The sequence below is a fragment of the Cryobacterium soli genome (assembly GCF_003611035.1).
In the GTDB taxonomy this organism is placed as follows: domain Bacteria; phylum Actinomycetota; class Actinomycetes; order Actinomycetales; family Microbacteriaceae; genus Cryobacterium; species Cryobacterium soli.
The window spans coordinates 3,734,374-3,747,107 of record NZ_CP030033.1 but is presented as its reverse complement, the minus strand read 5'-3'; the positions used below and the strand labels follow the sequence as shown (position 1 = coordinate 3,747,107).

11 protein-coding genes are annotated in these 12,734 nt (G+C 69.5%); 3 read left to right on the top strand and 8 right to left on the bottom strand.

The annotated features are described in order from the left end of the window. Positions 1-66: 66 nt before the first annotated feature. The 3 genes from DOE79_RS17420 to DOE79_RS17410 are packed head-to-tail and all read right to left on the bottom strand — an operon-like array spanning position 67 to position 3,988. Positions 67-987 (bottom strand): carbohydrate ABC transporter permease, encoded by a 921-nt coding sequence (locus DOE79_RS17420; protein WP_120339569.1) that lies wholly within the window; start codon positions 985-987, stop codon positions 67-69. Then, a complete protein-coding gene (locus DOE79_RS17415) occupies positions 984-1,925 on the bottom strand; it encodes a carbohydrate ABC transporter permease (protein WP_066597170.1) in 942 nt (313 codons plus the stop codon). Before DOE79_RS17415 ends, DOE79_RS17420 begins: the two co-directional genes overlap by 4 nt. Continuing rightward, positions 1,922-3,988, bottom strand: coding sequence for a beta-galactosidase (locus tag DOE79_RS17410; protein ID WP_120339568.1), 2,067 nt, complete (start codon positions 3,986-3,988; stop codon positions 1,922-1,924). The genes DOE79_RS17415 and DOE79_RS17410 overlap by 4 nt, the downstream gene beginning before the upstream one ends. 190 nt (positions 3,989-4,178) lie before the next feature. On the opposite strand from DOE79_RS17410, the gene DOE79_RS17405 reads away from it, so the two are divergent. Further along, positions 4,179-5,201, top strand: a complete 1,023-nt coding sequence (locus DOE79_RS17405; RefSeq protein ID WP_120339567.1) for a LacI family DNA-binding transcriptional regulator — start codon at positions 4,179-4,181, stop codon at positions 5,199-5,201. Between the two features lie 159 nt (positions 5,202-5,360). Here DOE79_RS17405 and DOE79_RS17400 read toward each other — a convergent pair whose 3' ends face one another. After that, positions 5,361-5,924 (bottom strand): hypothetical protein, encoded by a 564-nt coding sequence (locus tag DOE79_RS17400; RefSeq protein ID WP_120339566.1) that lies wholly within the window; start codon positions 5,922-5,924, stop codon positions 5,361-5,363. Positions 5,925-6,086: 162 nt separating this feature from the next. Here DOE79_RS17400 and DOE79_RS17395 point away from each other — a divergent pair, with 162 nt between their 5' ends. After that, the gene (locus tag DOE79_RS17395) at positions 6,087-6,356 is read left to right on the top strand and encodes an acylphosphatase (RefSeq protein ID WP_245976996.1); all 270 of its coding nucleotides are present in this window, start codon (positions 6,087-6,089) and stop codon (positions 6,354-6,356) included. Between the two features lie 111 nt (positions 6,357-6,467). After that, positions 6,468-7,238 (top strand): Pr6Pr family membrane protein, encoded by a 771-nt coding sequence (locus DOE79_RS17390; protein WP_162942820.1) that lies wholly within the window; start codon positions 6,468-6,470, stop codon positions 7,236-7,238. A 104-nt stretch (positions 7,239-7,342) separates the two neighbouring features. Here the strand turns inward: DOE79_RS17390 and DOE79_RS17385 are convergent, their stop codons facing one another. The 4 genes from DOE79_RS17385 to DOE79_RS17370 all read right to left on the bottom strand — a co-directional run bounded on the left by DOE79_RS17385 (position 7,343) and on the right by DOE79_RS17370 (position 12,586). Beyond that, positions 7,343-7,612 (bottom strand): hypothetical protein, encoded by a 270-nt coding sequence (locus DOE79_RS17385; RefSeq protein WP_157109234.1) that lies wholly within the window; start codon positions 7,610-7,612, stop codon positions 7,343-7,345. Positions 7,613-7,919: 307 nt separating this feature from the next. Continuing rightward, the gene (locus DOE79_RS17380; protein ID WP_120339563.1) at positions 7,920-9,368 is read right to left on the bottom strand and encodes a flavin monoamine oxidase family protein; all 1,449 of its coding nucleotides are present in this window, start codon (positions 9,366-9,368) and stop codon (positions 7,920-7,922) included. A 162-nt stretch (positions 9,369-9,530) separates the two neighbouring features. Beyond that, positions 9,531-10,709 carry an Ig-like domain-containing protein gene (locus tag DOE79_RS17375; protein ID WP_220094252.1) on the bottom strand — a complete coding sequence of 393 codons (1,179 nt, stop codon included), beginning with the start codon at positions 10,707-10,709 and terminating at the stop codon, positions 9,531-9,533. Between the two features lie 224 nt (positions 10,710-10,933). Continuing rightward, positions 10,934-12,586 (bottom strand): DUF7059 domain-containing protein, encoded by a 1,653-nt coding sequence (locus DOE79_RS17370; protein WP_425455659.1) that lies wholly within the window; start codon positions 12,584-12,586, stop codon positions 10,934-10,936. Positions 12,587-12,734: the final 148 nt, after the last annotated feature.

Genomic DNA, 12,734 nt, shown 5'->3' with positions numbered 1-12,734 from the left:
GCAAGGTGGTGCGGATGGTGCGGATGGTGCGGGTAAGGCTGGTCGTACGGTCGAAAAGTCGAGAGGTTACTTGACGCTGCCGGCGCCGAGGCCGTTGCGCCAGAAGCGCTGCAGCAGCAGGAACAGGATGATCAGCGGGATGATCGACAGCAGGGCGCCGATGAGCACGTAGCCGCGCAGTTCGGGGATCTGGTTGACCTGGGAGTTCCAGGCGTAGAGGCCCAGGGTGACGGGGAACAGGGTTTCGTCGCGCAGCATGATCAGCGGCAGGAAGAAGTTGTTCCAGATGGCCACGAACTGGAAGAGGAACACGGTGACCAGGGCGGGGAACATCAGCTTCACCGACACTGTGAAGAAGGTGCGCACCTCGCCGGCGCCGTCGAGGCGGGCGGCCTCGATGAGCTCGTCCGGCACGCTCGCCGAGGCGAAGATGCGGGTGAGGTACACGCCGAACGGGCTGACCAGGCTGGGCAGGAACACCGCCCAGAACGTGTTGGTCAGGCTGACCTGGCTGAAGATCAGGAACAGCGGCAGCGCCAGCGCGGTGGCGGGCACGAGCACCCCGCCGAGCACAATGTTGAAGAGCAGTTCCCGGCCCGGGAAGCGGTACTTCGCCAGGGCGTACCCGGCCATGCCGGCGAACAGGGTGGCCAGCAGGGCGCCGGCGCCGGCGTAGAGGGCGCTGTTGAGCATCCACTTGAGGAAGACGCCGTCACGGTAGGCGACCAGGTTGCCGATGTTGGCGAACAGGTTGAAGTCAGCGAACCAGAGCGGGTTGGTGCTGGTGAACTGGCTGCTCGACTTGGTGCCGGCGATGAACAGCCACCAGATCGGGATGAGGAAGTAGAGCGTGAAGACGAGCATCACGGTCATCGCGCCGACGCGGGAGAGCGGGCTCTCCTTGGGTCCCTTCGGGGCGGGGTTGGCGGCGTTCCTGGCGCGCTTGGACGCCCGGGCGACGGCCGGAGACTCGGTGAGGGCGCTCATTTGCCTTCCTTCCGCTGGGTGAACTTGAGGAACGAGAACGAGAGCACGAAGGTGGCCAGGGCCAGCACCACGCTGAAAGCGGCGGCGAGACTCACGTTGGGGATCGAGGAGGTGGAGTAGACCATCAGGTTCGGGGTGAACGTGCTGGTCACGGCGGAGCTGAAGGTGCGGAACACCTGCGGCTCGGCGAGCAGCTGCAGGGTGCCGATGATGGAGAAGATGCCGGTGAGCACGATCGCGGGCATGATCAGTGGGATCTTGATCGACCAGGCGATGCGCAGCTGCCCGGCGCCGTCGAGGCGGGCGGCCTCGTAGATCTCGGTGGGGATGGCCAGCAGGGCCGAGTAGATGATGAGCATGTTGTAGCCCACGTAGACCCAGGTGACGACGTTCGCGATGGCCCAGAGCACCAGGTCGGCGGAGAGGAAGCTGATGTTGCTGGTCAGCGCCGTGAACGGCGACAGGTTGGGCGAGTAGAGGAAGCCCCACATGATCGCGGCGATGACGCCAGGAACCGCGTAGGGCACGAAGAACGCGAGCCGGAAGAAGCGCTTGCCGCGGAGCAGCGGGGAATCCAGCAGCAGCGCGAAGAGCAGCGCCAGGCCGAGCATCACCGGCACCTGCACCACGCCGAAGGCGAGCACCCGGCCGATGGACTCCCAGAACGGGCCGTTCTGGAACACCGCGATGTACTGCGACAGGCCACCGAAGACCTGGGTGGCCTTGCCGAAGGTGCCGTCGCGCTCCACCACGAGCAGCGACTGGTAGATCGCGTACCCGATCGGGATCAGGTAGAACAGCGTGAACAAGACGGCGAACGGCACGATGAAGACGGCGATCGCCTTCGGGTGCGCCACCTTGATCTTGCGGGGCTTCGGTGCCGGGCTGCGGGGTGCCGCGCTCCGGGCATCCGCGGCCGGAAGGGCTGGTGCGCTCATGATGCGGTGTCCTCTCTGAGAACGCGCACGGCTCCGGCCGGTACGCGCAGGGTGCGGGAGACGTCGGCGCCGGTGACGAGCTCGACCCCCGCCGCGCTCACCTCCACGTCGGTGTCGCCGTGGTTGATGATGAAGCGGTAGGAGCGGTCGGGCGCGGCACGACGGATGACCTCGACGAGGCCGTCGCCCTCCGGGCCGACCGCGGTGACGCGGGCCTGCTGGGCAATGGTGCGCAGCAGGTCGCGGTAGGCGTCGGCGTCGGGCGCGGTCGCCAGGTACCAGGCGGCACCGGCACCGTGCGCGTTGCGGGTGACGGCGGGCACACCGGCGAGGGGCCCGGCGGCGTAGCCGGCCAGGGCCTCGGCGCCGGTCAGGCGCAGTCGTTCGCTCCAGAGGGTGCCGGTGGCGGTGTTCGACAGTCCGGCCGGGCCGCCGTCCAGAAGCACGGGGTGGCCGGGGGCCAGCGGGGAGAACTCCTCCACGGTGATGCCGAGAAGGTCGCGGAATGCGCCGGGGTAGCCGCCGAGGCGCACCCGGTCGTCTTCGTCGACGATGCCGCTGTAGAACGTCACCAGGGCGTGGCCGCCCGCGGCGACGAACCCGGCGAGGTTCTCGGCCTGCCGGTCGGTGACCAGGTACAGCGCGGGCACCACGACGAGGTTGTACCCGCTGAGGTCGGCATCCGGGGAGACGATGTCGACCGTGACGCCGAGCCGGTGCAGCGCGGTGTAGGCGGCGTGCACCTGCTCGAGGTACTTCACCGACTGGGACGGGCGGGACTCGTTGTCGCCGGCCCACCAGGCTTCCCAGCTGAAGAGGATCGCGGCATCCGCAACGACCCGGGTGCCGATCACCTCGTCGAGCTTGTCGAGGGTGGCGCCCAGTTCGACCACCTCACGCCAGAGCACGGTGTCGGTGCCGGCGTGAGGCACCAGGGCGGAGTGGAACTTCTCCGAGCCCTGCTGCGAGGCGCGCCACTGAAAATAGCAGATGCCGTCGGCGCCGCGGGCCACGTGGGAGAGCGAGTTGCGGGTCATCTCCCCCGGGGTCTTGGCGACGTTCAGCGGCTGCCAGTTGACGGCGCTGGTGGCCTGCTCCATGAGCAGCCAGCCGTCGCCGCCGGCGAGGCCGCGGGTGAGGTCGGCGGCGAACGCCAACTCGGTGGTGGGGTCGGCGAGCCGGTGGTCGAGGTAGTGGTCGTTCGCGACGACGTCCACGGCGGATGCCCAGGACCAGTAGTCGAGGTTCTTGATGTGCGCGGTGACCATGAAGTTGGTGGTGACCGGCACCTCGCTGTGCCGGCGGATGACGGCCTCTTCGGCTCGGTAGTAGCCGAGCAGTTCGTCGGAGCTGAACCGGTGGAAGTCGAGCACCTGGCCGGGGTTGCGGCTGGAGAGAGTGAGCCGGGGGGTGTGCACTTCGGCCCAGGCGCTGTAGCGCTGGCTCCAGAAGCTCGTGCCCCAGGCGGTGTTGAGCGCGGCGATGCTGCCGTACTTCTGCTCGAGCCAGCGGCGGAAGGCGGCGGCGGTGTCGTCGTCGTAGCAGAGCGCGTTGTGGCAGCCGAGCTCGTTGGAGACGTGCCAGAGGGCCACGGCCGGGTGGGAGCCGTAACGCTCGGCGACCTTCTCCACCAGGCGCAGGGCGTGCTCGCGGAAGACCGGTGAGCTGGGGCACCAGGCCTGGCGGCCGCCGGAGTAGCGGGTGGTGCCGTCCTCGGTCTCGGGCAGGATCTCGGGGTGCAGCGTGGTCAGCCACGGCGGCGGCGACGAGGTGCCGGTGCCGAGGTTCACCCGGATCCCGTGCGCGTGCAGCAGGTCGACGATGGTGTCGAGCAGGGTGAAGTCGTAGACGCCGGGCGCGGGCTCGAGGTTGGACCAGCCGAAGATGTTGATCGCCACCAGGTCCACGCCGGCCTGCTGCATGAGCAGCACGTCCTCGGCCCAGACCTCTGGACCCCACTGCTCGGGGTTGTAGTCGCAGCCGTAGGCGATGCCGTTCTGCACGAACGGGGTCGTCCGGGTGACCTGGTGCGTCACGACCGGGGTGGCTACTGGGGTGTTCATGTGCTCCTGCTTGGACGGGGTGTGCGGTGCCGGCCCGGCGGCCGGCCCTGACGGGCCATCCTCGGTCTGACGTTCTGTGAACGTGCACAGGTCGGGGAGCAAATGACTCCTCATTGAGTGTCTGTGAACGTACACAGAGTAAGTACAGCGCGGCATCGATGTCAAGCCGGGCGACCGGTACAGTTATCGAATGGTGACAATTCCGGGCCGGCGCAAGCGCGCGACGATCCACGACGTCGCCGCGGAGGCGGGGGTCTCCCGCGGCACCGTGAGCCGGGTTGTGAACAACGAACCCTACGTGTCCGCCGAGGCGCGCATCGCGATCGAGGCGGCCATCGAGAAGGTCGGCTACGTGCCGAACACCGCCGCCCGCAACCTCGTCATGCAGCGCTCACAGGCCGTGGGCCTGATCGTGCACGAGCCGCACTCCCTGTTCCTCGAGGACCCGAACATCGGCGAGATCCTGCTCGGCGCCAACAGCGCGCTCTCCCGGGCGGACTACCAGATGGTCAGTCTCGTGATCGAGTCCGACCGCGACACCGAACGGGTGGCGCGCTATCTCAGCGGCGGCTTCGTCGACGGTGTCGTCGTGGTCTCCGCGCGAGAACAAGACCCGATCACACGCGTTATCGAACGCCTAGACCTGCCCGCGGCCTTCGTCGGGCATCCGCAGGACCTGCGCGACCTGCCGTACGTGGGAATCAACAACCGGGCCGCCGCGCGGGCCATCACCGAACGCCTGATCGGCACGGGCCGCAGCCGCATCGGCATGATCGCAGCGGCGCTGGACCGCGACTCCGGCTCCGACCGGCTGGCCGGGTTCACGGATGCGTTGGGCGACCGGTTCGACCCCGCCCTGGTGGCCCCGGTGCCGCTGTATACCTACACCGACGGTCGCGACGGCATGCGTGCCCTGCTGGCCAAGGACCCCCTGATCGACGGGGTGTTCGCGGCCTCGGACGTCATCGCCGCCGGCGCCCTCAACGCCCTCCGCGAGGCCGGCCGCAGCGTGCCGGGCGACGTGGGCATCGTGGGCTTCGACGACAGCGCCTGGGCGCTGCGCTGCCAGCCCCTGCTCTCCACGGTGCGCCAGCCCGCCAACGGCCTCGGCCAGCGCGCGGCCGAATCGGTGCTCAGCCAGCTGCGCGGCGAGGCCCCGGAGCTCGGAGGCATCCTGCTCGAGACCGAGATCGTCTGGCGCGACTCCGCCTGACCCGCACAGGCGAAGGACCCGGGCCCAACTGGTCGAGTCCGCCAGCGCCCCGATGGTCGGTCGAGCCCGTCGAGCTCGTGAGCCGACTCGCCGATGCACGTCACCAGGTTTCGACAAGCTCAACCAATGCCCTGGGTGCGACTCGCAACAGGCGGCCCCTTAGATCCCATCGATGTGCCCGGCGATCCGCTCCAGGATGACGGCCTGCAGCTCGAGCGACCCGCGCCAGTCCCCCGGACGCGTCAGCCCGTGGCCAGCCCCAGGCACCGACAGCAGCTGCGCGGCCGTGCCGGCGACGCTGTCGGGCCGCCAGAACGCATCCAACTCGCCGCCGATCGCCAGGTCGGCGGCCGTGGCCCCACGCAGGGCCTCGCACACGGGCTCCTCGCTCAACAGCGGTGTCAGCCAGACGCCCGCGATGCCCGCGCTTCGGGCCCACGGCAGCGCGTAGGTGCCGAACGATTTGGCCACGATCAGCCGGCGCGAGGTCGGCGGGCTCGCGTCGAACGCCTCGGCCGCCGCCTGCTCGACGAAGGGCAGCGGATGCGCGCGAGCCTCGTCGTCCACTGCCCACTCCACGGCCTGCACGTGCCAGCCGCGCTCTGCGAGCAGGGTGGCACACCAGTAGAGCAGCGGCGCCTGAACCGAATAGTTCACCCCGGGCAGCAGCACCGCGACCGGCGCATCCGCCGATTCGGCCCGGGCCCACGCGTAAGAGGTCATGGCTCGACGCTACAACCCGCGCCGTTTCCCGGCACGACTGTTCCCGCAACGGACAAGTGCGCCCGGCGTACCGGGCGCAGATGTCCGTTCGGGCACCAGATGCGGCCGGGCCGCGGCGTGCGCGGGGTTGTCGGGGCTGGCGAGGACGCGCAGAATGGTGCCGTGAGTCGCAAGCGGGTGATCGTCAACGGGATGGTGCAGGGCGTGGGCTTCCGGTACTACACCGAGGCGCAGGCCAGTTCGCTCGGTCTGGGCGGGTACGTGCGCAACCGGGCCGACGGAGCCGTGGAGACCGAGATCGAGGGCGACGACGACGCCGTCGAGCGGATGCTCACCTGGCTGCACCAAGGACCGCGCTCCGCGAGTGTGGAATCGGTGCAGGTGACCGACCTGGCCGAGCACGGCGAGGCGAGTTTCAGCATCCGCATCTGAGCGGCAGCCCGATCATCTGAACGACAGGTAGAGCGCGACTGAACGACAGGTAGAGCGCGACCGACGGGCCGGTGGCCGCGGGCGACCGGCTCTCTGGCGTAGCGTGGGAGCATGGGCGCGCAGGCATCCGGTCCAGGCCGGACGGGACCAACGGTGCGCGACTCCCCCGATACCCGGGCGGACACGATGGCGCGCAAGCCGTTGCGCGCGCGCCGACGCCTGACGCTACGTGCCGGATACGGCTACGGGCGGCTGCTCCTGGCCACGGCCGGCATCGTCGGACTGGTCGGCAACTACGAATACGTACTGCTGTTTCCGACCTTCGCCGCGTACAACGTGTTCACCTACTTCACGGTGCAGAGTGCCATCGCCGCGGTGGTCGCGTTCATCCTCGGCGCCGTTGTCGCGTTCCGGCACGACCGGGATCCGCAGTGGCTCGACACCTTCCGGGCCCTCGTCACGACCTACATCATCGTGTCGGGCATCGTCTTCCTCACCATCGTCATCCAGTCGTCGTCGCGCGACTACACGATCGAGGTCCCCTGGCCGAGCCAGATTCTGCACTTCTACATCCCAACGCTCGCGCTGCTGGACTGGCTGACAGATACCGGCAAGGCCCGGCTGTCCTGGCGCTTCCTCCGCTGGATCCTGCCGTACCCCTTCGCCTGGGGCATCTTCACGCTCGTGCGCGGATCCTTCGTGGGCTGGTACCCGTACTTCTTCCTCGACCCGGCCCAGGTCAGCGGCCCGCTCGAGACGGTGCTCTACTGCCTGATCGCCGTGGCCCTGTTCCTCGGCATCGCCTCGGTGCTTGTGGCCACGTCGCGGCTCAGCTGGCGGCCCCGCGCGCGCGGCGACCGCAGCTCATCCGTGCCCAACTAGGCCTGACCGGCGAGACCGGCGGCCCGGTGCGACCTCCGGTGCGGTAGACCCCGGCTGTGGCGGCGCATCCCCCGGATGCGCCGCCGGCCGGCCGGCATCCGCCGCTACGCCTCGACGGGAACGAAGGTGTACTGGCTGGTGAGGTGTTCGGTTTCGCAGGTGCCGCAGTAGAGCACACCGGAGGCCTGCATGGCCGAGACCCGGGGCGAGCACTGGATCACTTTGGGGCCGCAGCACGGCGAGATCACCATGAAGGCGCCCGGCTCGGCGGCGGAGTGTCCGCTCAGGCTGCGATGGTGGTGGCTGCCCTCACAGGGCAGATTGGTGTCGAAGTCGAGTAACGACATCGCATCAAGGTTTGTCAGGATATACATGGTTCACACGGTCAATCAGGAGAGGCACTGGCCGCGGAGCTGGAGGACGTCGGGATCGCGACCACACCCGACGGCCGACGGCGGAAGGCACGGCACCCGGCGGGCGGGCCCGCTGGATTGACCCGATCGCACTCCGTCGGCACGTACGGTCGGGAAACGACTGGATCTTCCCCGTGGGGCGCCCCTGAATGGACGGCCCCTTCACCGACTAGACGTTTCGGTGAGCTTACACCGCATATCTGAGTTTTGCTCGATAATTTATTGCCGTTGAAACATGCGCTGCGCGGGCCCGCGGGAGAAAGCCCGGTCAGGCCGCAGGGCTGGGGGTGGCGCTGTCGGTCGGCAGCGCCGCGAACGGCTCCAGGCTGCGCAGCGCGGCGTCGGTGAACTCGGTGTTGCCCGACTTTGCCAGCTTCAGCGCCTGGTCCCCGCTGACAAAACCAACCAGAACCGGCTCGTTCGTGAGCGGCATCATGTTCACCCACACCCGGAAATCGAGGGTGTCGTCGCCCACGGTGGTCCACAGGGCCGCCTCGGTGTCCCAGAAGGGTTCGTCGAAGCGCAGCCAGATCTTGTCCACGGTGCCCATGCCGAGCGCTGCGATCGCCCCGCGATGCGCGAACGGCAGCGCCGGGTCGAATTCGATCACGTCGCCCTGCAGCACGCCCAGCGGCACGGTCACAATGGCGCGGTCCACGGTGAGCGACTCCCCGGTACCCAGGCGCAGGCTCACGGACGCGTCGGTGTACGCCACCCGGGTCACCACGCTGGAGTAGAGCACGTCGAGGTCGGCGGCGTCCTCCTTGAGTAGTCCGCTGTAGCCGCCGAGCACGATGCGCACGTCGGCGGAGGCGGAGGCCTGCGGGGTGGGCGTGTACCAGCCGGACATCGTGTCGGCGGGGGCACCCGACTCCAGGGTGGTGGACGTGGCGAGCTGGTAGTCCAGCCAATCGGCGTCGGAAACGCCCGCATCGCCATCCGTCTGGGAGAGGGTGGCCGAACCGGTCGCGATGAGCGCCTTGGCCAGGGAGGTGTCCTGCGCCTGGGCGGCGGCCCAGGTGAGCGCCGCCGTGACGCTGTCGGCGCCCACGGTTGAGACCTCTGTCACGGTCCCGGCCGGGGTGCGGGCCTCCGGTGTGAGCGGGAACGGGGAGTGCGAGATCTCCAGCCCGGTGAGTTCCTCGTCGAGGGAGATCCCGTCGGCGCCCACGATGAACGAGGGGCCGAGCTCCACGGGCACGGGCCACGCGTCATCGGTCACGGTATCGACGCGGCCGCCGAGCCTGTCGCGCGCCTCGATCACCATCACCGAGAATCCGGCGTCGGCGAGCTGCCGGGCAGCGGCGAGGCCGGCCGCGCCGGCGCCGATCACGGCCACCCGCTCTCCGGGCTCTGCGGCGGACTGAAGCAGCCGGGCGGCGCGCTGGCCGGCGGCCCTTGCTCCCTGCACAGTGCCCGGCGCGTCGGCCGAGACCGCTTCTCCGGCGAAGAAGAGCCGGTCAAGAACGGGTTCGGCGAGGTCCTCCCGCTGCTGGGGCGTGGACGACACCGTGGCGAAACTGTAGGAGCCGCGGGCGAACGGGTCCTCCGACCAGGAGCTGCGGAGCATCCCGGCCGGCTGCGGCACGAGGGAAGGGGCCGGTGTGGCCGTCGGCGTGGGGGTGCCGGTGGGGGTGCGCTGGGGTGGCACGCATCCGCTCAGCGCGAGCAGCGAGAGCCCGGACAGGGAGCTGATCAGGAAAGTCCGACGTTTCATCCGATTCGCGTCACACTGGGTGACGCACTCCTCTCAGCCCCTCGCAGTGGTATCTCTCACGCTACCTCAGGCTGAGGGCAGCCGGTTTCGGTCGGGAGCGGCGCGCCGCTACAGCGCGCGCCTCCCCCACCACAGGCCACGGAGTCGGGAGTGGGGTGCCGGTCAGCGGCGCACGCTGACGGTCACATTACGGGTGAAAGCGGCGGCAAAGGCGCTCGTACCCAGGTACTTCACCTTGAGCACGTGCTGTCCGGCCGATAACCCGCTGTACTTCATGGCCGCGTGACCCACTGCCAGAACCACCGGCTTGCCGACCTTGGTCTTTCCGTCGTAGAACTGCACCGACCCAGTCACCGGAATGCCGCTCGCGCGGGAGTGGATCTCCACAGAGACCCGCACGGCGCTGCCCGCCTTGACGGAGCCACCAGGTGAAACCACGACCGATCCGCCGACAGCGGCGGGCTGGGTAGGCGTCACGGTGGGCTTGGGCGTGGCCGTCGGCTTCGGCGTCGCCGTGGTGGTCGGCCTGGGCGTGGCCGTCGGCTTGGGCGTCGCGGTGGGGGTCGGTGACCCCGTGACCGTGATCACGACCGGTGCCGATGTGGACTCATAGTAGAACGTGGACCCCGACTCGAAGAAGGCAGTGATCGTGTGCACACCGGCCGAAGAGAAACTTCTGGATGCTGTGGCGTACAGGGTTTTGCCCGGTGTCGTCCCGGAAGTGACCTGGACCTCATCGCCGAAACGAACGCCGTTGTCATAGAACACGACGCCGCCCGTGGCGCCACTGCCCTCCAGCGTCCTGCCCTCCTCATCTGTCGTGTTCGAGGTGAAGGTGACTTTCTGCCCGACCCTTACCGGGCCGGTCGCATTGGCCGTCAGGGTGGTCTTCGTCAGGGGACCCGGCGGCACTGAGTAGTTGAGGACCTGCGTCTTCGGCGCGAACGTGGCGTCGCCGGAATACTCGATGACGACCTGCCGAACCCCGACTTGGGTGGGGTGGGCCCAACTGGAGAAAATGCCGCCCTCCCCCTGGAAGGAGAAGAGCTCTGCCTCCTCGGTGGGATGGCCTGGCTCCTGAGAGATGACTCTCACGCTGCCGGTCGGCCAGCCCAGGGACCGGTCGACGGGACTCACCTGGCCGATGAACATTGCTTCAACGTTGGCGAAGTAGAAGTCCGCACCGGTACCTTCGATCGTCACGTCTGCGGTGCCTGTGGTCGCGGCCATCGCCGGTGGCGCGACCACACCTCCCGCCAGGACGGCAGAGAACAGGATGGCGAGCGTGGCGGCGGTCCGCCGAGCCCGGCCGGCGCCGGGTTGAGAGGTGCGTGGAATCACGAGGAGCCTCACTTCGCTTCGATGGAGCTGGAGTGTTGCGGCTGGTCTCGTCAGCGGCTCGAGCGTGGCTGCAGCGGCCTTCGTGACAGCGTGCACACTATCCCGATCGGCCCCCGCTCAATAGTTGCCCGTGCGAACGTGTGCACCCGGCACACCGGACGCAGAAGTCCGTACGGGGCACAGGTGCGAAGCGGGCGGGCGGGCGCGGAGGCGGAGGCGGGCGGTCAGGCGCCGGAACCGGCCGCCGGCGGCTCGAGGAAGCCGTCGTCGAGCAGGGCGCGCACGCGTGGGAGCAGCTCGGCGCGGAGGGCCGCCGCGTCGGCATCGAGCAACTGGGCGATCGCATCGATGATCGCGCCCACCGGCAGCTCTCCGTCGCACGCGCCGATCAGGGCGGCCTGGGCCGTGTCCAGCGGCACCGAACGGCCGAACCCGCCGCCCTGGTGCAGGGTCATCAGGGTCGGATCCTCCTGGCCGGGCCAGAAGTGCCGCTCCTCGGTGACGTCCGAGCCCACCGTGAGGGTGCTGCGCGAGAGGGAGTCGTCGTCGAGCCCGGCCTGCCAGTCGTGGGCGGCCAGGCACGCGGCGAGGTGGCTGCCGATGCCGGCCGCGTTGTGGCCCAGGGCCTCCGGCAGGCGTTCGAGGCGCAGCAGGCGGGGGCGCACGTGCCCGGAGTGGCGCGCGGGCGCATCCGAGGCCGGGCGGCGCAGCAGCATGTAGCCGAAGCCCACCTGGCGCACCCCGCGGGCCTCGAAGTCGTCGAGCCAGGCGCCGTAGAGCCTGTCGAAATCGGGGGTTTCGGGGCGGGTGCCGCCGTCGCGAATCCAGGTTTCGGCGTACCCGGTGGGTGCCTGCACCTCCCGCTCGATGATCCAGGCGTCCAGCGGGGCGGATGCCGCGTCGCCCGCGCCGGCCTCGGGGTACGGCGCGTCGATCCAGCCGGTGAGCCGGGCGAAGGCGTCGGTCTCGTCGTGGTACTCCCAGTTGCCGAGCAGCTGGGCGACGCCGCCCGGCGTGAGGTGGGCGGCAGCGCCGCGCACGACGGCCTCCACGAGGGCATCGCCGACGAGGCCGCCGTCGCGATACTCGTAGCTGGGCACGCCCTCCACCCGCGGCGTGATCACGAACGGCGGGTTGGAGATGATGTGGTCGAAGCGCTCACCGGCCACGGGCTCGAACAGGCTGCCGAGCCGGAACTCGATGTTCTCGACCTGGTTCAGCCGGGCGTTCAGAGCGGCGAGCTCGAGGGCCCGTTCGGAGATGTCGGTGGCCACGACCCGGGCGGCGTGCCGGGAGGCGTGCAGCGCCTGGATGCCGCATCCGGTGCCCAGGTCGAGCGCGCTGTCGACCGGGTCGGGGATCATCAGGGCGCTGAGGGTGAGCGAGGCGCCGCCCACGCCGAGCACGTGGTTCTCGCCGAGCGGATGCCCGAGAGCCAGTTCGCCCAGGTCGGAGGTGATCCACCAACTGCCGGCGCCGTGCGCGTCGACGAAGCTGTACGGGCGCAGGTCCACCAGGGGTTCCACCTGCCGGGGGCCGGTGTCCACGGTGGGATTCTCGGCGGTGCCGGCATGCGCGTGGTGCGCGGTGACGAGGCCGAGCAGCTCGGCGCCGGCCGCGCCGAGGGTGGGCAGGGCGGTGTCCAGCTCGTCCCGCTCGACGGGCAGGCCGAGCACAAAGAGTTGGGCGAGCACGACGTTGGGCTCGAGCAGGACGAGGCTGCCGCGCAGCCGGGCGAGAGCCCGGAGGGCCGGCACCCGCTGGTTGCGGTGCAGGGCGGCATCGGCGTCGATGCCCCACAGCCCGGTGAGAGCCGTCACCGAGAAGTTGGCGGCGGTGAGGTCGGCGCGGAGCTGGTCGATCAGAGGTGCGGTCACCCCTCCATTCAACTGCACGCCCGGCATCCGGGCAGACCCACCACGATACGTCGGTCGAGCTTGTCGAAACCCCGCGAGCGTGTCCACCGCCCTCCAGACCGCGTCACCAAGTCTCGACAAGCTCGACCGACGACAGGGGCACGACCCG

What these genes read in the sequence shown, in the direction of transcription:
- DOE79_RS17420 (WP_120339569.1), bottom strand. Translation starts at nt 987, where the DNA reads ATGAGCGCCCTCACCGAGTCTCCGGCCGTCGCCCGGGCGTCCAAGCGC.
- DOE79_RS17415 (WP_066597170.1), bottom strand. Translation starts at nt 1,925, where the DNA reads ATGAGCGCACCAGCCCTTCCGGCCGCGGATGCCCGGAGCGCGGCACCC.
- DOE79_RS17410 (WP_120339568.1), bottom strand. Translation starts at nt 3,988, where the DNA reads ATGAACACCCCAGTAGCCACCCCGGTCGTGACGCACCAGGTCACCCGG.
- DOE79_RS17405 (WP_120339567.1), top strand. Translation starts at nt 4,179, where the DNA reads ATGGTGACAATTCCGGGCCGGCGCAAGCGCGCGACGATCCACGACGTC.
- DOE79_RS17400 (WP_120339566.1), bottom strand. Translation starts at nt 5,924, where the DNA reads ATGACCTCTTACGCGTGGGCCCGGGCCGAATCGGCGGATGCGCCGGTC.
- DOE79_RS17390 (WP_162942820.1), top strand. Translation starts at nt 6,468, where the DNA reads ATGGGCGCGCAGGCATCCGGTCCAGGCCGGACGGGACCAACGGTGCGC.
- DOE79_RS17385 (WP_157109234.1), bottom strand. Translation starts at nt 7,612, where the DNA reads ATGTATATCCTGACAAACCTTGATGCGATGTCGTTACTCGACTTCGAC.
- DOE79_RS17380 (WP_120339563.1), bottom strand. Translation starts at nt 9,368, where the DNA reads ATGAAACGTCGGACTTTCCTGATCAGCTCCCTGTCCGGGCTCTCGCTG.